Source organism: Ignavibacteriota bacterium (assembly GCA_016713565.1).
Classification (GTDB): Bacteria; Bacteroidota; Ignavibacteria; order Ignavibacteriales; family Melioribacteraceae.
Map to the genome: position 1 here is coordinate 539784 of JADJOX010000008.1, position 21865 is coordinate 561648.

The 21865-nt window shown below is 30.3% G+C and carries 22 protein-coding genes and 1 pseudogene; 17 read left to right on the forward strand and 6 right to left on the reverse strand.

Annotation, left to right across the window (positions count from 1 at the left end; all coding sequences use genetic code 11):
• Window positions 1-55: 55 nt before the first annotated feature.
• Together IPK06_17050 and IPK06_17055 are read left to right on the forward strand one after the other, a co-directional pair.
• Window positions 56-355 (forward strand): glycosyltransferase family 2 protein, encoded by a 300-nt coding sequence (locus IPK06_17050; protein MBK7981678.1) that lies wholly within the window; start codon window positions 56-58, stop codon window positions 353-355.
• Entirely contained in the window at window positions 309-1028 is a 720-nt protein-coding gene (locus IPK06_17055; GenBank protein MBK7981679.1) for a hypothetical protein, read from the forward strand. Before IPK06_17050 ends, IPK06_17055 begins: the two co-directional genes overlap by 47 nt.
• Before the next feature lie 63 nt (window positions 1029-1091).
• Here the strand turns inward: IPK06_17055 and IPK06_17060 are convergent, their stop codons facing one another.
• The 3 genes from IPK06_17060 to IPK06_17070 are packed head-to-tail and all read right to left on the reverse strand — an operon-like array spanning window position 1092 to window position 2651.
• Window positions 1092-1664 carry a glycosyltransferase gene (locus IPK06_17060; protein MBK7981680.1) on the reverse strand — a complete coding sequence of 191 codons (573 nt, stop codon included), beginning with the start codon at window positions 1662-1664 and terminating at the stop codon, window positions 1092-1094.
• A 20-nt stretch (window positions 1665-1684) separates the two neighbouring features.
• Entirely contained in the window at window positions 1685-1891 is a 207-nt protein-coding gene (locus IPK06_17065) for a glycosyltransferase (GenBank protein ID MBK7981681.1), read from the reverse strand.
• 1 nt (window position 1892) lies between these two features.
• On the reverse strand, window positions 1893-2651 hold the full coding sequence (locus tag IPK06_17070; protein ID MBK7981682.1) for a WecB/TagA/CpsF family glycosyltransferase: 759 nt from the start codon (window positions 2649-2651) through the stop codon (window positions 1893-1895).
• Between the two features lie 76 nt (window positions 2652-2727).
• Between IPK06_17070 and IPK06_17075 the strand changes: the two genes are divergently transcribed.
• The 12 genes and pseudogenes from IPK06_17075 (at window position 2728) to IPK06_17130 (ending at window position 15080) form a co-directional block, all read left to right on the forward strand.
• On the forward strand, window positions 2728-3438 hold the full coding sequence (locus tag IPK06_17075) for a hypothetical protein (protein MBK7981683.1): 711 nt from the start codon (window positions 2728-2730) through the stop codon (window positions 3436-3438).
• Between the two features lie 151 nt (window positions 3439-3589).
• A complete protein-coding gene (locus IPK06_17080; GenBank protein MBK7981684.1) occupies window positions 3590-4654 on the forward strand; it encodes a hypothetical protein in 1065 nt (354 codons plus the stop codon).
• A complete protein-coding gene (locus tag IPK06_17085; protein MBK7981685.1) occupies window positions 4636-4875 on the forward strand; it encodes a hypothetical protein in 240 nt (79 codons plus the stop codon). Before IPK06_17080 ends, IPK06_17085 begins: the two co-directional genes overlap by 19 nt.
• Before the next feature lie 201 nt (window positions 4876-5076).
• Window positions 5077-7233, forward strand: coding sequence for a hypothetical protein (locus IPK06_17090; GenBank protein MBK7981686.1), 2157 nt, complete (start codon window positions 5077-5079; stop codon window positions 7231-7233).
• Window positions 7230-7451: a hypothetical protein gene (locus tag IPK06_17095; protein ID MBK7981687.1), complete on the forward strand. Its 222-nt coding sequence runs from the start codon at window positions 7230-7232 to the stop codon at window positions 7449-7451. Before IPK06_17090 ends, IPK06_17095 begins: the two co-directional genes overlap by 4 nt.
• A 23-nt stretch (window positions 7452-7474) precedes the next feature.
• The gene (locus IPK06_17100) at window positions 7475-8014 is read left to right on the forward strand and encodes a T9SS type A sorting domain-containing protein (protein ID MBK7981688.1); all 540 of its coding nucleotides are present in this window, start codon (window positions 7475-7477) and stop codon (window positions 8012-8014) included.
• 70 nt (window positions 8015-8084) lie between these two features.
• Window positions 8085-9428, forward strand: coding sequence for a hypothetical protein (locus IPK06_17105; protein ID MBK7981689.1), 1344 nt, complete (start codon window positions 8085-8087; stop codon window positions 9426-9428).
• Window positions 9429-9613: 185 nt separating this feature from the next.
• A pseudogene (gene lepA, locus IPK06_17110) lies at window positions 9614-11405 on the forward strand (elongation factor 4).
• A 135-nt stretch (window positions 11406-11540) separates the two neighbouring features.
• Complete coding sequence (lepB, locus tag IPK06_17115; protein MBK7981690.1) at window positions 11541-12458, forward strand: signal peptidase I; 918 nt, start codon at window positions 11541-11543, stop codon at window positions 12456-12458.
• Between the two features lie 8 nt (window positions 12459-12466).
• Window positions 12467-13012, forward strand: a complete 546-nt coding sequence (locus tag IPK06_17120) for a hypothetical protein (protein ID MBK7981691.1) — start codon at window positions 12467-12469, stop codon at window positions 13010-13012.
• 244 nt (window positions 13013-13256) lie between these two features.
• Window positions 13257-14432, forward strand: coding sequence for a S8 family peptidase (locus IPK06_17125; GenBank protein MBK7981692.1), 1176 nt, complete (start codon window positions 13257-13259; stop codon window positions 14430-14432).
• The gene (locus IPK06_17130) at window positions 14433-15080 is read left to right on the forward strand and encodes an O-methyltransferase (protein ID MBK7981693.1); all 648 of its coding nucleotides are present in this window, start codon (window positions 14433-14435) and stop codon (window positions 15078-15080) included.
• Window position 15081: 1 nt separating this feature from the next.
• Here the strand turns inward: IPK06_17130 and IPK06_17135 are convergent, their stop codons facing one another.
• A complete protein-coding gene (locus IPK06_17135) occupies window positions 15082-15510 on the reverse strand; it encodes an Rrf2 family transcriptional regulator (protein ID MBK7981694.1) in 429 nt (142 codons plus the stop codon).
• 98 nt (window positions 15511-15608) lie between these two features.
• Window positions 15609-16253 (reverse strand): YigZ family protein, encoded by a 645-nt coding sequence (locus IPK06_17140; GenBank protein ID MBK7981695.1) that lies wholly within the window; start codon window positions 16251-16253, stop codon window positions 15609-15611.
• 82 nt (window positions 16254-16335) lie between these two features.
• On the opposite strand from IPK06_17140, the gene uvrA reads away from it, so the two are divergent.
• From uvrA to rdgB, 3 genes are read left to right on the forward strand one after another with little or no spacing between them, the layout of a single operon-like run.
• Window positions 16336-19164: an excinuclease ABC subunit UvrA gene (uvrA, locus tag IPK06_17145; protein ID MBK7981696.1), complete on the forward strand. Its 2829-nt coding sequence runs from the start codon at window positions 16336-16338 to the stop codon at window positions 19162-19164.
• A gap of 6 nt (window positions 19165-19170) precedes the next feature.
• The gene (locus tag IPK06_17150; GenBank protein MBK7981697.1) at window positions 19171-20508 is read left to right on the forward strand and encodes an amidohydrolase family protein; all 1338 of its coding nucleotides are present in this window, start codon (window positions 19171-19173) and stop codon (window positions 20506-20508) included.
• Window positions 20509-21087 (forward strand): RdgB/HAM1 family non-canonical purine NTP pyrophosphatase, encoded by a 579-nt coding sequence (gene rdgB, locus IPK06_17155; protein MBK7981698.1) that lies wholly within the window; start codon window positions 20509-20511, stop codon window positions 21085-21087.
• Between the two features lie 91 nt (window positions 21088-21178).
• Here the strand turns inward: rdgB and ubiE are convergent, their stop codons facing one another.
• Window positions 21179-21862, reverse strand: coding sequence for a bifunctional demethylmenaquinone methyltransferase/2-methoxy-6-polyprenyl-1,4-benzoquinol methylase UbiE (gene ubiE, locus IPK06_17160; GenBank protein ID MBK7981699.1), 684 nt, complete (start codon window positions 21860-21862; stop codon window positions 21179-21181).
• Window positions 21863-21865: the final 3 nt, after the last annotated feature.

The window sequence follows — 21865 nt, forward strand, 5'->3', positions numbered from 1 at the left end:
AATTATATTTTCTCTATTCTTTCTGGTCCATTCTTTTTTTTTAGAGTAAAAAATTATGATAAGCGTTTTATTGCCGGTATATAATGGTGAAAAGTACTTAAGCCAATCAATTAAAAGTATTTTAAATCAAACATTTAGAGACTTTGAATTTATTATTGTAGATGACGGTTCTATAGACAATACAGAAAAAATAGTAAGTTCTTTTCATGATACTAGAATAAAATATATTAAAAAAGATCATACTGGTTTGGCTGATACTTTAAATTATGGCCTAAAGCTAGCTAATTATGATTGGGTTGCCAGAATGGATGCAGATGATATTTCATTACCAAATAGGCTTTTTTACTCAGTATAATTTTATTTCTGAAAATTCAGAATTTGATGTCGTTTCATCTTGGTATACAATTTTTAATAAAAGTGTTGAATATATTATTAAAGTTCCACAATACCATAATTCTATTGTTCAGAAGTTAGCTTTATTTTCTAGTATATGCCATCCTGCAGTAATTTATAAAAAAGAAAAAATTCTTCAACTTGGCGGTTATAAAAATGATGGCAATTTACATGTAGCACAAGATTATGAACTTTGGTTGAGAGCAAAAAGTAAACTTAAATTCTATAATATTCAAGAAATTTTACTCCTTTATCGAATTCACAGTGAATCTAATTCTAATAATTTATTTAAATCCGAACGAAATATTCATTATCAAATTCAAGAAAAATATTATAAAAATTTACCCTTAGAATTTAATATAAATTCCAATTCTGAACAGATTATCATGAGAGGCTTTAGAGAATATTTTTGGGGAGATATAAAAACCTCAAGAATTTATTGGAGAACATTAGGGGTGAAATTACTAATTACTCCAAAAGTATTTATTGCATATATATTAACATTTTTTAATAGAGATTTTGTTGTAAAATTTAATAATTATAAAATTTGGTTGAGAATGATATTTTTTATTGAAAGTATTTTTGACAAAAATATATCGGATCAAAAAAAATATTGGGAAAAAGCAATTGAATAGTTTATTTATGAAGTTTGTAATAAATTGATTTGAAAGTGCTAATAGTGGATAATATTAAACTTATTAATAAAATAAAAGAGCCATTATTTTATTACCGTTTAGATAATAATATAAACCTATTCTATTAAGATATATACTCGCGAAAGAGGAAACTTTATTTTTTTGAATATTGTTTTTTACATTGTAGCTTTCAATTAATTTTTGATGATTTTTAATTAGTAAATTTAGATTATAGTGTGAAAAACTTTTATGAATTCTTATAGATGCAAGTGATTCATCTAGATTATGAATTTTCCCAATTTCACTTATTCGAAAAAAAAGATCATAATCTTCAGGATAAACATTCTCTCTATATCCACCAATTTTTTTTAAGATATCAGCTCTTGCGACTATTGTAGATTGGATGATTGCCCTTTTTTTCTTAAATAAATTATTTAAGATAGTTTCATGATCTGATGGGACATTAATCATTATTTTAGATATTTTCCCGTTTTCTGACATATAATTTGCATTTGTTCCAATCAGTACTACTTCATTATTTTTTTCGAGAAAGTTAATTTGCTTCATAAATTTATTAACAAAATAAATATCATCAGCATCAATTCTCGCAACATACTTTGTATTAACCTTGCTCAATCCGTAATTGAATGACGTTATTATTCCCCATGCTCAATTTTATAAGATAGTATTCGTTCATCACAAAAAGTTTTTATAACCTTTTCAGTATTATCTGTTGAACCATCATCGATAATAATTAAAGAAAAATTTGAGAAAGATTGATGCATAATTGATGCAATTGTCTCTTTGAGGAACTTATCTCCATTATCCACTGGAAGGACTATTGATAGTAATTTATCGCTCAATTTATTTTTTATGTAATATTATTTCAAGGGTATATTTAGAATAAAATGGTATATCATTAATTACATATCTACTAAATAATCTCTTTGGTTCTTGGAATAACCTCCATAACCATTCTAAGCCAATTCGCTGTATAATTTCCGGACTACGTTTTTTTTCACCAGAATAAAAATCTAAAGTTGCACCAATCCCAACATTTAATTTACTGCCGAAATTGGATATATATTTATGTAACCATTTCTCTTGTCTTGGGCAACCTAAAGCCGCAAATACAATATCTGGCTTAAACTCGGTAACCATTGTAACCACTTTGTTATTTTTTTCTTTATTAAATTCAAAGTTCTGTTCAGGGGACAGGCATAATAAATTATCTTTTGAAATATTTATTTCATTAATAATTTTCTCGTTAACTTTCTTTGATGTCAATTCAGAACCACCAACAATTGCAACCTTTAAGTTTAATTTTTTTGCCAAACGCAAAATAATTGGAAAAATATCATTTCCCGTAATTCTTTTAACGTGAACTTTATATTTTAATTTTAGTAAACTAGTAATTCCAATCCCATCAGGTAAATTTAAAATTGAATTTTTACAGATTTCTCTAAATTGTTCATCATATTCTGAAATTCTAAGGAAATCTAAATTAAATGTTGTAATAATTTCATTAGAGCTTTCGGTATTTAAATATTTTTCTAAATGAAAAATTAGTTCTTCTATTGACAAAACACTTATTTTAATATTATTTAATAGGTATTTTTGCACTAATTCTCTTATTTTTTACATTGGATTACTTTGAAAATTAATTTATTACAAATTTAATTGAAAGTTAGTATATAATATGAAAAAAAGTTTTTATTTAATACTACTAATATTTGCAGGTTTACAAATTAATGGACAAGTAATTTTAAAAGATGAAAATCAACAAGCAAATGTATTAGCTTATGAGATAGAGATTCCAAATGATTATTCTCAAAGTGAATTAGTAAACAATAAAAATTTAGTTTTTAGAAATTTTTTAGATGAATCAAAACCAGGTGAAATAATATTTCCCAAATATGATGTTTTTATTGCAATCCCCCAAAATTCTAACCCAATTTTAAAATATGAAATTATTGCACAAAAGGAACTTAATGGAAAACCTGAATTAAATCCAACCATTGAACTGCAAAAGGATAAACTTGTATATAAACAGTCTGTTTTAACCCGGAAGGATTATCCACAATTTTTAGAAAATTTGGGTAATCTTTGGATTGATAAAAATTATTGCGTACACTTGAAAATAAACCCGTATTCTTTAAGCAATAATAACTCAATAATTAAAGTTGAAAAATTTAAAATAAAATTAACTTTTAGTAAAAATCTTGAAAAAGCTAAGTTAATTTCCGAATCAATTGTTTCTCCATACATTTTGAATAAAGATTTTGCTCGTTTAATAATTTCAGATCAAAAAAATTATACTAATGAGTCATCTGCTTGGATCGATTATTCAAAATCTTATCTTAAATTAGGTACATTTGAAGATGGAATCTACCGAATAAAAAAAAAGTGATATTGAGTCATTTGGGATTTCAACTTCGGCAATAAATCCAAAGTCTTTTAAAATATTTTTAAAGGGAAATCAGATCCCAATTTATGTTGAAGGTGAAAATGATTTATCTTTTGATGAAAATGATTTTATTGAATTTGTTGGTGTTCGAAATATGGGGGGTAAGCATCGTGAGATTAGTACAATTGGCAATCCTTATAATGAATATTTAGGTCGTTATACAGATACAACAATTTACTGGTTAAGTTGGGATGGAACAGATGGTATAAGAGTTTTAATTAGTAACCAAAATATAAATCCCGAGGATACCTTATCATATTATACTCATATAGATCATTACGAAACAAATAATTGGTTTGATTTTTCAAATTCGGATCTTGTTCAGAAAGAAATGCCATATTGGACTGAAAATAAGACCTGGCACGAAGGCAACTTTGGTGTAGGTATAAAAAATAAAAATTTTTCTGTTTCTGATGTTTACGCAAATAAACCCTTTAAAATGTTTGTTAAATTTCAAGACTATGCCGCCGACATTAAAGAAAATGCGCATCTAGTTAGCTTATCATTAAATTCAAGTGGAATTTGGAGTGATTCAACATTTATTGACAAATATGAGCAAGTAGTGTTAAATACAGAGTTAAATTCAAATTTATTAAATTCCGGCGGCAATATTTTAAAAATTAATTCTCTGCCAACTGAATCAACTATAAATTCTTGCATTTTTGATTGGTATGAAATTGAATATCCAAGATATTTAATACCAATTGATAATTTGTTAATTTTTTCTTTTCCTTTTCTTAATGCGTCTGCTTTGAGAAATATTGAAATCCAAAATGTAACTTCAAGTAATTTTTCAATTTGGAAATATGGCGAGGAATTTAAAAAGTATAAATTAAATAAAACAAGTAATCAAATAATTTTTGGTGATACAGTTTTATCAAATAATAAATTTATTTTTGCTGACTTATCAAAAATACAAACTCCAAAAATTTATTATAAGAAACAATTCAGCGATTTAACGAGTAGAGAAAATAAAGCAGATTATATTGCGATAACACATAAGAAATTTTTAGAAAAGTCAAAAGAATATCTAACTTTTATAAAAGAAAATTATAATCTAAATACAATTCATATTGATGTTGATGATATTTACGATCAATTTAGTTATGGCTTTTTTAATCCTGAAGTTATAAAAATTTTTTGCAATCAACACAAATAAGTTGGGGTACACCACACCCTAAATATGTTAATTTAATTGGTGATGCAACGTACGATTATTATCACAATAAAGAAAAAAACTTTGGATTACCAAGAGTAAATAATTATGTTCCTTCGTTCGGGGCTCCGGTTAGCGATAATTGGTTTGTTGTTTGGGATACGACAGGAGCTAATATTCCTCAAATGAATATTGGAAGATTGCCTGTAAAAAGATGTAAATGAATTAGATAGATATTTGCAGCGGCATAAAGCTTATGTTGAACAGAAATATGATGATTGGAATAAAAGTTATCTGTTTTTTCAGGCGGTAGCGGCGATACTCAATCTGAGCTCGATTTACTGAGTAGTTCAAATCGTTTTATAATTAGCGAATATGCAGATCCAGCACCAATTGGCGGCAATATACATCATTTTTATAAAACAATGAATCCTACTACAAATTTTGGTCCATTTGATCAAAGTTTTGTTCAGGAAACAATTGACGAAGGTGCAGTATTTATTTCATATATCGGACATAGTGGAACAAGAACGTGGGATAATTCAATTACTGAACCAGAACAATTAAACAATAATAGAAATCGTTCACCTTTAGTTACGGATTATGGTTGTTCAACCGGAAAGTTTGCTGAATCAGACATTAATTCATATTCAGAACTTTTTGTACTCTCCGAAAAAAGTCAAGGAATAGCGTATATTGGAAATTCTTCACTTGGATTTACCAGCACAGCCGTTACTTTTCCAAGGATATTTTATAAAAAAATTCTTTCAGAAAACATCTTAATTATAAGCGAGGCACTAAATCAAGGTAAAGTTGAATTAATTCAAAATAATGGTTCTACCTTAGTAAATCAATTATTCTCATTAACAAATACTCTAATAGGCGACCCAGTAATCAGCCTTCCAATTCCTCAAAAAAGTAATTTAGCGGTTACATCCAAAGACTTATTTATTAAAAATTCAGTAATAAACGATGCATTAGATAGTATTAAATGTTTAGTTGATTATTACAACTTTGGAAGAGTTGAACCTGATACAGTAAAAATAATTGTTACCGATACGTATGAAGATCGAATTATTTTTCAGAAGGAAGAATTAAGGAAAATACCAAACTATAAGGATTCCTTATTTTTTAGTATTCCTGTTAAAAATAAACCTGGTAAACATCAACTAACGATTAATATCGATAATGAAAATAAAATTGATGAAATATATGAGAACGATAATGAGGTAATTTATGATATGTATGTGGCTAGTTCATCGACCAGAACATTGTTAAATTTCGCTTATGAAAATTCTGTTGATTCAAATTTAATTGTGTTAAATCCATCCACCAGACCTCAAATAGAAAAATTACAGTATGATATTTCAAACGATGAAAATTTTACAAAATTTAAGTCTAATTCAGTTTTATTAGATACATTTTATACGAAGATAAAACTAAACAGCTTAATTACTAATAAAAGATATTTTATCCGAACAAAATTAGAAAATGAAACAGATTTTGGAATTATTAAAACATTTTTTATCAATTCAAAATTTAATTATCTTCTAGCTGATAGTTTATCATATTTGAATTCAAAAAAAGTTAACGTTGAATGGAAAACAAATATTAAACTTGATTCAACAACTACAAAAATATCTGTTTCTTCGGCAGGGTTTTATGATGGAAGAAGTGCTTTGATATTTAAGGATGATACAAATTATGTCCCGGAAAATTTCAAAACCGGTCATCATATTGCATTGTTTGATAGAAGTAGTTTGAAATTTATTCAATATAAATACTTTAATACCTATTCAGGTGGATCTGCTGTATTATCTGAATATAAGACATTTTTAGATACACTTTCTCAAAATTATTTTATATTAATTGGCGTGTCAGATGATGGTCGTATAAGCGACGCCGAACTTCGTACTAAACTATATGGTATTGGCAGTAAATTTATTGATAGTCTTCAATTTAGAAGTTCATGGGTTATTTTGGGAATTAAAGGAGCTGCCCCAGGAACTGTTCCAGAAGCATTTTCAAATCCGACGGAGGGACCTGTAAAAGTAGATACATCTTTTATAAAAATTTATTCTAAAGGTAATTTAATTACTTCTGTAATCGGGCCATCCTCAAATTGGAAAAAACTTGTTGTTGATGAGTCGCATGCTAATAATTCAAAAATTACTTTTAAGCCAATTTTAATTTCAGCAAATGATAATACGGAAGATACCCTTAATACGTTAAATTTTACTAATAATGAAGCATCGCTAAATTTCATTGATGCGAAGAAATATCCTAATATTAAAATTTTAACCGAATTTACCGCAGGCGATAACAACACTTCACCGATATTGAATTCATTCGGCGTTGATTACACCGGCATCCCAGAGCTCGCTATCAATTATCAAGTTGTATCGGTTGAAAAAGATTCTGTTGATCAAGGAGAAAATGCAAATCTGCGGTTTTATGTTTATAATGTGGGAGAATCAAAAGCTGATAGTGTTAAAGTAATAGTAGAAGTTATAAATTCCGATAATTCCAGAGAGAAAATATTTGAGCAAACTATTAAATCTCTTGATTCCGAAAAAGAATGAAATTTAATTTATCTTATAATACTTCCAATAGTATTGGCGCTAAGACTTTTTCCATTTCAATTGATCCGGAAAATAAAATTGACGAATTATATGAAGATAATAATTATTTCAACTATTCGTTTTTTGTTAAAGGTGATTCTACAAAACCATCATTGGCTTTAACTTTTGACGGTAATCAAATTTTGACGGTGAATATATTGCGAAGGAACCTTCAATAAAAATTGAACTAAATGATCCGTCTTTGGTTCCAATTTCTGATACAACAGCGGTTGCGGTATTCTTAAACAATAAATATATTAGTTATTTTTCCAACCCCGAAATTCTTAAAATAAATTACTCATCAACCAATCCTAAAGTTACGGTAAATTATAATCCAATATTGGAGGACGGAGAATATACGTTAAAGGTTTTAGGCAGAGATGCTTCGGGAAATATCGACCAAACATCGGGCATTACAAGAAATTTTAATGTAATGAGCGAACCAAAATTATTGGAAGTATATAATTATCCAAATCCATTTGGCAGTGAAACTTATTTTACATTTAAGCTTACGCAAATTCCTGATGAAATTAATATTAAGGTTTTTACGGTTGCCGGAAGACTAATTAAAGAATTTGAGCTTTCAAGTAATCAATTGAATTACGACCTTAATAAAATTTATTGGGATGGTAAAGATAACGACGGTGATATGATCGGCAACGGTGTTTATTTATACAAAGTTATCATGGATGTTGACGGTAAAAAACAAGATGTTACTCAAAAACTGGCGGTTGTAAGATAAAATTTATATAAAATAAATCAGTTAAATTTTTATCATTGAATTTTATTTCTTTTTCAATTAGCTATGGTGAATGAAAAATAAATTATTAGCATCAATTTGGATAATTTCAGCAACATTTACATCTGGACAAATTTTTAGTCCAAACCCTAACCAAGCTTTAATTGGCGGAGCTGCCGGCTATACTTGGATTGACGGAAAACCATATTATTCAATTCATCTTTTCCCCGAAATATCTTTTGCAAAATTTGGAATTGGATTCGACTTAAATTTAGATTTTGATTATAACGGTAAAATAAGAAGTGAAAATTTTGATGAAACTTCAGATTATCTAAGCTTAATTCGCTATGTAAGATACGGACAAAAGAAGGATCCATTTTATGCAAGATTAGGCGCTTTGGATTTTGCCACAATCGGACACGGCAGTATAATGTACTTGTATAATAACACACCAAGCTTTGATTCTAGAAAAATTGGAATGGAATTAGACATTGACTTTGATCTTTACGGAGTTGAATCGGTTTACAGTACTTTTGCGGAATCGGGAATTATCGGATTGCGATTTTTTACAAGGCCATTGTTAACAACTGAATTAGCTACTGTTCCGGTAATTGGAGCTTTTGAAATTGGGGCAACATATTCCAATGATTTCAACAAAAATGCAGGCGTAACTGAAGTTAGTTTTGATGCCGTTAAAGATAAATATAAAACAATAGAAGATTTAGGTCCAACACAAATTATTGGCTTTGATTTTAGTTTGCCTTTGCTTAGAACAAGCGCGGTTAATTCTGATATTTATTTTGATTATGCGGAAATTTTTGGATTCGGTAATGGAAGAAGCGCCGGAATATTATTCGACTTTTATGGAATTGGAATTGTTGATATTAGAACAAAATTTGAACGCAGATTCAATGGCATAAACTATATTCCTACTTATTTTAATTATTTCTATGAATTGGAAAGATTCCAAATTGACCCGAAGACAAATACGGTAAACAGTAAAATTCAATTATTGAAAAATGGAATAGACATTGGAAATAGTTATTACGGCGAACTGCTTTTTTCGGTACTTAACACATTTTACATTTTCGGAAGTTACCAGAGATTTGATGAAAATCCTTCAGATGGCGCACTAAGTTTAAGAACAGAAATAGCGCCGCAGAATGCAAGTTTTGTCGCGAGAGGAGGTTATGATAAAATTGATATAAAAAGTGAAAGTGATTTATTTGCATTAGACAACAGATCTTTTCTTTTTGCGGAATTAGGTTATAAGCTTAACGCGTATGTATTAGTTTCTATGGTTTATAATTGGACTTTTGCACCTGTAAGAGATGTTGAAAACAATTTTATTCGATACAAACCCCAAAGAAAAATTGAACCGAGAATTTCTTTTATTTATCCTTTTAATCTTCGTTGATAAATCAAAAAGCAGTTACTTCTAATTTTTCGGATTAAAGAAATTATATTTTATAATTTCAGATTCAGAACAAAATTCATGATTTAATAATTTTCATTTAACCTAAAGCTCATTTTTAACGAAAATATGTAAATTGGAAATTGCCTTTTCAATAGCTATATTTCTAAGCTAAATTTGAAAGAAAAATGGAAAATATTAGAAATTTTTGCATAATTGCGCATATTGATCACGGTAAATCTACTTTAGCCGATATGCTTCTTGAAGTGACAGGGACAGTTTCACAGAGAGAAGCCAAAGCTCAATTATTAGATGACATGGACTTAGAACGTGAGAGGGGAATAACTATTAAATCTCATGCTATTAAGATGATTTATAAACATTCAGATTCAAAAACTTACAATCTTAATTTAATTGATACTCCGGGACATGTGGATTTTACTTATGAAGTTTCACGTTCACTTGCTGCCTGCGAAGGCGCTATATTAGTTGTTGACGCCGCTCAAGGTGTTGAAGCGCAAACAATAAGTAATGTTTATCTTGCTGTTGATGCGGGGCTTGAAATAATTCCGGTTATAAATAAAATTGATTTGCCGAGCGCAAGAGTCGACGTAATTAAACAGCAGATAATTGACTTAATAGGTTGCCATGAGAGTGATATTATTTTGGCTAGCGCTAAAGCAAGAATAGGATTTAACGAAATTCTAGACGCGATAATAACAAAAATTCCGTCTCCGAGCGGTGATCCCAACAAACCTTTACAAGCGCTAATTTTCGATTCTGTATTTGATTCTTATCGCGGAGCAATTGCCTATATCAGGATTGTTAACGGTGTTCTTAAAATAAAGGATCAGATTAGATTTTTGCAAGTAATGCAGTTGTCCAAGCGGAAGAAATTGGTATTCTTGGTTTAAGAAAAATCAAAAGGATGAATTATCAACCGGAGATGTTGGATATGTGATAGGAAGCATTAAAGATGTCCATGATACTAAGGTTGGTGATACAATTACGCACGCGCGCAACGGTGCTGAACAACCGCTAGCGGGTTATAAAAATATTAAACCTATGGTATTCTCAGGTTTATATCCTTCTGATTCAGATGAATATGAAGATTTACGCGATGCAATAGAAAAACTTCAGCTGAATGACGCTTCTTTGGCTTTTATTCCCGAAACATCTGCCGCTTTAGGATTTGGTTTTCGTTGCGGATTTCTCGGAATGCTTCATATGGAAATTATTCAGGAAAGGTTGGAAAGAGAATACAACCAAACAATTGTCACAACTTTGCCAAACGTTGAATATCATGCGTATAAAAAGAATGGTGAAAAAGTAACTGTTGATAATCCTGCTGATCTTCCCGTAGTCGGTGAAATTGAAAGAATAGAAGAGCCTTATGTAAAATCTCAGATCGTTGTTCCCAGTGAATATCTTGGCAATATTATGAAACTCGCAATGGATAAGAGAGGAATTTATAAAAATACGACTTACATTGATCCTACAAGAGCGGATGTTGAATTTGAATTTCCCTTATCCGAAATAATTTTTGATTTTTACGATAAACTAAAATCAACAACAAGAGGTTATGCTTCTTTTGATTATGAGTACATTGGTTATAGAGTTTCTGATCTTGTTAAGTTGGATATAATGTTAAACGGCGATCCTGTCGATGCATTGTCAATAATTGTACATAAAGAAAAAGCATATGATTGGGGGAAAAAAGTCTGTTCAAAACTAAAAGACCTTATTCCACGTCAAATGTTTGAAATTGCCGTTCAAGCCGCAATCGGTAATAAAATAATTTCCAGAACGAGCATTAAAGCATTAAGAAAAAATGTCTTGGCTAAATGTTACGGTCGGGATATAACAAGAAAACGTAAATTATTGGAAAAGCAGAAAGAAGGCAAAAAAAGGATGAAGCAAATCGGAAATGTTGAAATTCCGCAAGAAGCATTTTTAGCCGTTCTGCAAATTGATGAATAAAAAACAAGCGGTAGCTTTTTCTATTGAAAAGATTTTATTTGTTATTAATGCTGAAATTCCATTAAATTAATATTTTATTGAAACATTTTTTGAAATAGAACTATAAATGCAAGAAAAATTAAATTGGACTTTTAAATGAGGTTTAAACGAAGAAAAATCAAAGAAAAACACTTAAAAAAATTGAATAGAACGCCTTTACAGAAATTTTTGGATTTTTGGAAAAATTTATTTTATGCCGCAATTGCCGCTTTACTTATAAAAACTTTTTTTATTGAAACATCTCGTGTCCCAACCGGCTCTATGGAAAGAACAATAATGGTTGGTGATTTTTTATTTGTCAATAAATTCATATATGGAGCATCAACTCCAAGAAATATTCCATTTACAAATGTTGTTTTGCCATATTATCAATTACCTCCAATTTCCGAACCTAAAAAAGGTGATATTTTTGTTTTTGAATATCCTGGAGATAGAGATGTTATTATTCCAACCGAAGTTTTAAGTTACGTTAAAAGATGTGTTGCTGAACCCGGAGATACGTTACAAATTAAAAATAAAGTTATTTATGTTAACGGAAAAGAATTGCCAAGACCGGCAAATATTCAATATCTTATGCCTCAAATTTTACCAAAGAGTTACACCCGACCCGATATTTTTCCTAAAGACAGCAAATGGAATAAAGATCAGTACGGACCTATAGTTATTCCTAAAAAAGGCGATATAATTAAATTAACTCCTGAAAACATTGAAACATACAGAACGCTTATAAACAGAAATTACAAGAGGGAAGTTGTAAAAGTAATGACCGGAAATATTTATATTGATGGAAAATTAGTTACAGAATATGAAATTCCTCAGGATTATTATTTTGCAATCGGCGATAATCGCGACGATAGTTCCGACAGCAGATATTGGGGCTTTGTACCAAGAGAAAAAATTGTCGGAGAGGCTTTAATGATTTATTGGTCGTGGAATCCGGAAATTCCATTTAGTAACATTTTCAAACTTTTGGGATCTACAAGATTTAATAGAATTGCAAAAATAGTTCATTAAAGGAAGTAATGAATTTTAAAAGAATTTTATTATTTGTAATCTTCACTTCTTCACTGCATTATGGGCAGCAAAAATATTTTATATATTTTATGGATAAAGGCGATTCATTTTCAAAAATTACGCATAAAGAATCAACCGCACATGAAATCCTTTCTCAAAAAAGTATTGATAGAAGGAAGAAAAACTTAGGTGAAAATTATATCACGTATTCTGATATTCCTATATTTCAAGAATACATAGATAGATTAAAAGAAAAAAATATTCAAATAATTAGAAAACTGAAATGGTTCAACGCGGTAAGCGCATTACTAAATGATGATGATTTGGAAGTTGTTAGGAAATTATCTTTTGTCTCAAAAGTTGAAAAAGTTAAAAAATTAATATCATCAAAACCAATTTCAGATAAATATATAGAAAATAAATCGATTAATAAGTCGAATGTTCCACACACATATGATTATGGATATTCGTTAACTCAAGATCAGTTATCTGATATTCCTGAAGTTCATGATTTAGGTTTTACCTGGACAAGGTGTAATTATTGGAATTCTTGACACGGGCTTTGACTGGGAAAAGGTAAATTCTTTAAGAAACAGAAATGTTATCGCAGAACATGATTTTGTTTTTGACGATAATTTAACCGCAAATGAATCTGGTCAAGATGTTTCTTCACAACATAATCACGGGACAAGTGTCTTTTCGATTTTAGCTGGTTTTGACGAAGGGAAGTTAATAGGTCCGGCGTTCAATGCCTCTTTCATTCTGGCAAAAACTGAATATATTCCTTCGGAAACACATATGGAAGAAGATAATTATGCTGCGGCGTTGGAATGGATGGATTCAATCGGAGTAGACATCACAACGTCATCTTTGGGTTACAGTGAATTTGATCAAACAGATTTTTCTTATACTTATGCTGATATGGATGGAAAAACGACAATAGTTACAAAAGCAGCTGAAATGGCGTTTGAAAAAGGAATTGCAGTTATTACTTCTGCCGGAAATGAAGGGAATAGTTTCGGCAACGACTCAACTTACTGGTATTATATTACCGCGCCTGGAGATGGATTCAATACTCTTACAATAGGAGCGGTTACAAGTTCGAATATAATTGCGTCGTTTAGTTCCCGCGGTCCAACCTATGATGGAAGAACTAAACCGGAAGTTGTTGCTCAGGGAGTAACGGTTTATAATGCAATCGCTGGAATGGACAGCAGTTATTCAGCAGGAAGCGGAACATCTTACTCCGCTCCAATTGTAGCTGGTATTACCGCTCAGTTATTATCCGCATATCCGCATCTATCAAATAAGCAGCTTAGAAATATTATAATTAAAAGCGGAGATAATCAATCATCACCTAATAATGATGTTGGTTATGGTTTGGTTTCGGCATTGCGAGCCGTTAATTACCCAAATATAGAAATGATTAATAATAAATATGTTGTCAATAAAATTATTAAAATCTCGGAAAACATTCAGCAAAACTCTGTGGAGATGCTAACCGAAAGCGGTAATAAATATGCCGTAAGTCATAATAGCGGAATTTATTATCAGACTGAATTGCCGAGTGAAATTAGTGCATCCAACAATAAAATTTATTTTACTTATAAAGATCTGCAAAACAACACAATAAGAGAACCAAACGAAGGCTACTTTGAATTATACGTAGATGATCAAATAAATGAAATATCGGAAGAAATTCCTCAAAACTTCAAACTTGAGCAGAATTATCCGAATCCCTTTAACCTTGGCACCAATATTAAGTATTCTTTGGCTGAAGATAGAATTACAAATGTACAATTGAAAGTCTATGATATTCTAGGAAGAGAAATAGCGACATTGGTTAATGAGAATAAACCAAAAGGAAATTATTCAATTTATTTCCCTACAAACAATCTTTCTTCCGGAGTCTACTTTTATACGTTAAAAACCGGTGATAATTTTGATACAAAGAAAATGATAATTCTTAAATAAATGTCAAATATATTATTTCCCGATCAGCATCTATATTTAGAAAAAACAATTCAAAATACTGACAGTTTATTTAGCGAAATGGAAATTTTTGCTAAAGAAAATAACATCCCAATTCTTGAAAAAATATCAGCAAATTTCTTAGAGCAATTACTTATAATTTATAAGCCCAAACTTGTTCTCGAAATTGGTACTGCAATTGCTTATTCCTCAATTAGGATTTCTAAATTTTTACCTTCTGACGGAGAATTAGATACAATTGAATTAAGTTCTCATAATATTAAATTAGCAAAAAATTTTATCTTGAGATCTAACGAATCTAAAATAAATTTAATTGAAGGCGACGCGTTAAAAATTATTCCCAAATTAAATGCGGAATATGATTTTATATTTTTAGATTCTGATAAAAAGGATTACGAAACATTATTTAAATTATCGTATGAAAAATTGAAAACCGGAGGAATAATTTTAATAGATAATTTATTATGGAAAGGATTTACTGCTTCGGAAAATGTCCCGGAAAATTATAAACAAAGTACTCAAATTATTAGAAAATTCAATTACTTATTTTTGAATTTCCCGGGATTAAAATCTTCAATTTTGCCAATCGGTGATGGATTGGGTCTGGCAATAAAAATTGAAAAAGAATAGTTTACACTTTTCTCTTCAAAGTCTCAGTATACTCTTCAGCAACTTCTCTAACTGACTTACTCGAAATTAAGAAATGAATATTATCTCTTAATTTACTCCATTCGTCATGAAGCGGACAAGGTGTTTCATCGGAACATTCCTTTAAACCGGTTACGCATTTAAGCGTAATAACTGGACCTTCTATTCTTTCAACAATTTCTAAAATTGAACTATCCAAAGCCAATTTGGTGATTTTAAAACCGCCGCCTCTGCCTTTGTAGGAATCAACATATCCGTATTTTGCCATCCTTTGTAAAATTTTTGCCAGGTAATGAGAAGGGATATCTTCTTTTTTGGCAATGTCGGATGACATTACAAGTATATCATTGGATTGCCTTGCAAGGAACAAAATAGCTCTTATCGCATATTCACCGGTTTTTGTGTAAATCATGCTTACCTCTTTAAGTGAAAATTTTTGTCAATTTTATAAATTTATAAGGAGTTTTATATCCGAAATAAAATTTAAGTAAATCGGAACTCTTTATCAAATTAAATTTTAATATTATATAATTCTAAATACATTTCTTCATTTATGCGTTTTAGACCGGATTTTCCATGTAAAACATCATTTAGCTCAATTTCAAAATTTTTTATTTTATCCGGAATCAAAAAACAAGATATTATGGGTGATTTTTCAAATTTTTCCGATACTTTTTGGCATTCATACTTTTTAAGCAAATAATGAATTTTACTTGTTTCATTATAATTATAATGTATTTCAATTTTCTCATATTTTATAGATTCAATTATTTTTGAATTAAGCAGAAGCTCGTTTGCACATGTGGAATATGCCTTACCTAAAGGACCAACGCCTAATTTAATACCGCCGAAATATCTTATAACTACAACTAAAATATTTGTAAGACCGAAATGACTTATTGCGCTTAAAATTCTTATTCCCGCGGTTCCGGTTGGTTCGCCATCGTCTGAATATTTTTCAAATCCTGAATTTAATTTTATTGCATAACAATGATGCGTAGCGTCGTAATATTTTTTTTTCAATTCTTTTATTTTTTCAAACGCACTTTCTTCAGAATCTACAATGAATGCAAAACCTAAAAATGAAGAACTTTTTTCTTTCATCTTATTTTGTGTTTCTTCGACTAAAGTTTTAATTCTGCTTAAATCGGTCATATATAATTATTTTAAATAATAAAATTGATTTTCTGAATAGCTTTAAGTAATATAATTGTTTGAACAATTCCAAATTTATTTAATGACAATACAAGATAAAATAATTATAAAAGGCGCAAGGGAACATAATCTAAAGAATATTGATTTGGAAATTCCTCGAAATTCTTTAACTGTGATCACCGGTTTATCAGGTTCGGGTAAATCATCTTTGGCGTTTGATACAATTTATGCCGAAGGTCAAAGACGATATATCGAATCACTTTCTGTTTATGCGCGCCAGTTTTTAGGTCAATTAGAAAAACCGGATGTTGATTTAATTGAAGGACTAAGTCCGGCAATTTCAATTGAGCAGAAATCCTCCGGCGGAAATCCCCGCTCAACAGTTGGCACTATAACTGAAATTTATGATTTCCTAAGATTACTATATGCACGCGTGGGAACCGCGCATTGCTATAATTGCGGTAATGAAGTAAAAAAACAGTCAACTGATCAAATAATTGACAGAATAATGGAAAATTTTACAGCGAAAAAAATAATTATTCTGGCGCCGGTTGTAAGAGGAAGAAAAGGTCATTACAAAGAATTATTTGAAGATATACAAAAAGATGGATTTATTAAAGTAAGAGTTGATGATGAAATTATAGAGTTAACAAAAGAATTTAAAGTTGATAGATATAAAATTCATAATATTGAAATTGTAATAGATAGAATTCAAGTTACAGATAAATCAAGATTCAGATTGGCTGAATCAATAGAAGTAGCCTTGAACTTTGGTAACGGAAGCATAATAATTAATTCTGAAAATGAAGACTATATTTACAGCAGAAACTTTGCTTGCGCTGAATGCGGAATAAGTTACCAAGAACTTGCGCCTAATTCCTTTTCGTTTAATTCACCTTATGGTTCTTGTCCCGATTGCGATGGATTGGGTGAAAAAAAAGATTTAGATTTAAAATTAATAATTCCGGATTTTGACAAAACAATTAATGAAGGCGCATTGGAGCCGGTAGGAAAACCAAGAAAAGTTTGGTTTTTCAATCAGCTTGAAGCCGTAGCAAAAAATTTTAATTTTGATTATAATACAAAAATTAAAGACCTCACCGAAGAGCAGTTTAATATAATTCTGTACGGCAGTAAAGAAAAAATTCCATTTACTTATAGTTTTGGCAACGGCAAAACCGCAAATTATATGCATAAGTTTTCAGGATTAAAAAAATATGTGCAGAATTATTTTGAGAATACAACATCTTCAAAAATTAGAGAATGGGCTGAATCATTTATGAATTCTCAAGTCTGTTCAACTTGTAATGGCGGAAGACTTAAAAAGGAATCGTTAGCGGTAAAAATTAACAAAAAAAATATTAGTGAAGTTTCCAATTTGTCTATTGTTAAAACTAAAGAATTTTGCGAGCACATTAAACTCGAAGGCAACGCGGCGATTATCGCAAATCAAATAATTAAAGAAATTAATTCACGTTTGGATTTTCTATTAAATGTAGGACTCGAATACTTAACACTCGACAGATCGGCGCGCACTCTTTCAGGCGGCGAATCACAACGAATAAGATTGGCGACTCAAATAGGCTCTCAACTGACAGGAGTACTTTACGTTTTGGATGAACCGAGCATAGGATTACATCAAAGCGACAATATTAAATTAATTAAATCATTACAAGAATTAAGGAATTTAGGCAACACGGTAATTGTTGTTGAACACGATAAAGAAACCATTACTAATGCAGATTATATAGTTGATCTTGGACCAAAAGCAGGAATTCATGGCGGGGAAGTATGCTTTCACGGAGACAGAAATAGCTTAACAAACAATGAAAATAGTAACTCAATTACCTTATCATATTTGCTCAACAAAAAAGCGATTCTAGTGCCTAAAAAAAGAAGGGACCATGAAGGAAAATTTTTGGAAATTGTCGGAGCTTCGGGAAATAATTTAAAAAATGTGCATTTAATAATTCCTTTAGGCAAATTTGTTGCTGTAACCGGAGTAAGCGGTTCCGGAAAATCTTCATTGATTAACGAAACCTTAGTTAGAATTTTAATGCGGAAAATTTATGATTCCAAAACCATTCCGCTTGATTATAAAGAAATAAAAGGTTTGGAACATTTAGATAAAATTATTGAAATTGACCAATCTCCAATAGGGAGAACTCCAAGATCAAACCCCGCGACTTACACTGGATTATTTACATTTATTAGAGATCTATTTTCACAGCTTCCTGAATCAAAAATTCGAGGATATTCACCCGGAAGATTCAGCTTTAATGTTTCGGGAGGAAGATGTGAAGAATGCCAAGGCGACGGTTTAAAAAAAATAGAAATGAATTTTCTTCCTGACGTATATGTAATTTGCGAAGAATGCAACGGCAAAAGATATAACAGGGAAACTTTGGAAGTTTTGTATAAAACCAAATCAATAAATGATGTTTTAGAAATGACGATTGAATCTGCTTTGGAATTTTTTGAAGAAATGCCGCGCATAAAAAGAAAATTAAAATCATTAAATGATGTTGGTCTTGGCTACATTAAACTCGGTCAGCAGGCAACAACACTTTCAGGCGGCGAAGCGCAAAGAGTTAAACTTGCAACTGAATTAAGTAAGGTTGGAACTGGAAAAACAATTTATATTTTGGATGAACCAACTACCGGATTACATTTTGAGGATATTAATATTCTGCTCGGAGTTTTAAATAAACTTGTAGATAAAGGAAATACCGTTGTTGTTGTTGAACATAATTTGGACGTAATTAAAGTTGCCGATCACATCATTGATTTAGGTCCCGGCGGCGGTGAATTTGGGGGTAATATTATTGCGGAAGGTTCACCTGAAGAGATTATTAAAAATCAAAAAAGTTTGACCGGAAAATATTTAAAGCAAGAATTGCAGATGAACTAAAACAAAATGAAAAAGATCATTATTCCTAAAAATATTTTAACCGTTGATGAACAGAGAAGGATACTTTATGATTATGCCGTTGTTATTGATGGAAATAGAATAATAAACATTCTTCCGGAAAATGAAATTGAAAAAGAAAATAATGTTGAAATATTTAGATTTCCTGAGTTAAGTTTGATTCCAGGATTTGTACAAACGCATGTCCATTTGTGCCAAACATTGTTCAGAGGTTTAGCTGAAGATATGGAATTATTGGACTGGCTTCAGAAAAAAATATTTCCGTATGAAAATGCGCATGATCAAAATTCGCTTAGAGCTTCTGCTCAATTGGGAATATATGAACTGCAGAAAAGCGGAACAACCACAATTTTGGATATGGGAACAATTAATCATCATGAAGTAATTTTTGATGAACTCATAATATCAAACATGCGAGCGTTTTCTGGAAAATGCATGATGGATATAAATTCGCTTTATCCTAAATTTATTGAAAGTACTGATGATAGTTTAAATATGACTTATGATCTCGCGAAAGAATTTCACAATACGAACAATGATAAAATTAAATATGGATTTGCGCCGAGATTTGTATTATCATGTTCCGAACATTTGCTTAAAGAAACAAAAAGTATGATGAAAGATTTTTACGGATCAATTTATCATACTCATTCATCTGAAAATAAAAATGAAATTGAAGCTGTAAGACAAATGCACAATATGGAAAATATCGAATATTTTGATTCAATAAATATTCTAGGTGATCATACAGTTTTAGCTCATGGTGTGCATGTAAATGAAAAAGAGATCGGACTGTTGAAAAATTCCATGACAAGAATTTCTCATTGTCCTTCGTCAAATTTAAAACTTGGCTCGGGGATTGCAGATATTCCAAAATATTTAAAAGAGGGCATTTGCGTTTCGCTTGGCGCCGACGGCGCACCGTGTAATAATAATTTAAGTCAATTTGCTGAAATGCGATTGGCTTCATTAATTCAAAAGCCAAGATATTCACCAACAATTATGAATGCTGAAACTGTTTTCAGATTGGCAACAATTGAAGGCGCTAGAGCCTTGAATCTTCAAAATGAAATCGGTAGTATAGAAATCGGCAAAAAAGCTGATTTGGTTTTATTGGATTTAGAAAAACCTAATCAGACTTTAATTGACGAAAATATTTACGCAACAATTATATATTCCGCAAATAGAGAAAATGTAAAAGAAGTTATGATTGACGGCGAATGGGTTTTGCGCAACGGAAGTTCATTATTTTTTGATGAAGAGGAATTATATAAAAAAGGTAAACATGAATTGAACAAACTAATTAAAAGGACAAAGTTTAATTAAATGAAAATCATTTTTGCGACCGGAAATAAAGGAAAGCTTAAAGAAGTAAGAGATATTTTTTCTGATACAAAATTTGAAATATTATCGTTGGATGAAATCGGTTTTACTGAGGAAATTATTGAAGATGGAGATACCTTTGAAGAAAACTCATTTATAAAAGCTGATAGAATTTATAGTCAGTTTAAAATACCGGTAATTGCTGATGACTCAGGTTTGGCGGTTGAACAATTAGATGGCGAACCAGGAATTTACTCGGCCCGCTATGCCGGAGAAGATGTTAGTTATTACGATAACAATATAAAACTTCTGAATGAACTTAAAACGTATGCTGAACCGCATTTAGCAAAGTTTGTATGCTGTGCAGTTTATGTGGATGAAACAAAAAGATTTTCCGTAATTGGTGAATTGCCCGGGAAAATTATTAAAGAATTTAAAGGCGAGCATGGATTTGGCTATGATCCGATTTTTCAACCCGATGAATTTAATTTGACTTTAGCGCAAATGAATTTAGAAGACAAAAATAGAATTAGTCATAGAGCGAAAGCATTTGGTCTGTTGAAGAAAAGGATGCTGGAATAGACGTGAAATTTGAAACGTGAAATAATAAAAAAAAATTAAGAACTTATAGCTAAATATTATTCTATTCATTCAGATTAAAAATTTCGAAAAGTTATTTTTGGGCAATTACAACTTGAACAATTCCAAATGTAAGAGAATGCTTTTCGATATTCTTAAATCCAACCTCACTTAGTATATTCACCAAATCAATTTTAGAATCAAATAAATCGACAGATTCAGGCAAATAGGTATAAGCTTCATTATCCTTTGAAACTATTTTCCCAATTAAAGGAAGTATTTTGTGGAAATAAAAAAGATAAAAGTTTTTAATAAATACATTCTTAGGCAATCTAAATTCTAAAATAGTTACTTTGCCCTTTTGTTTCAGTACGCGTAAAAATTCTTCAAAACCTTGTTTAATATCATAAAAATTTCTAACGCCAAAGGCTACAGTTATATTTGTAAAGTAATCACTTTTTAAGGGAATTGCTTCAGCAACAGATTGTATTAAATTACCTTTGCTCCATGCAACTTTATCATTAAAATGTGAAAGCATATTTTTACTTAGGTCAACGCCTGTAATTTTTTTAACTCCCATTTTATTTGCGGCAATTGAAAAATCTCCAGTACCGCATGCTATATCTAAAAGAATTGCATTTGAAGAAATTTTGGAAAGTTTTAACGATTTCTTTCTCCAATAAAAATCAACGCCGACACTTAAAAAATGATTTAAAAAATCATATCTGTGCGAAATACTGTCAAAAATTCTTTTTACTTGTGTTTTCTTTTCTGTCATAAA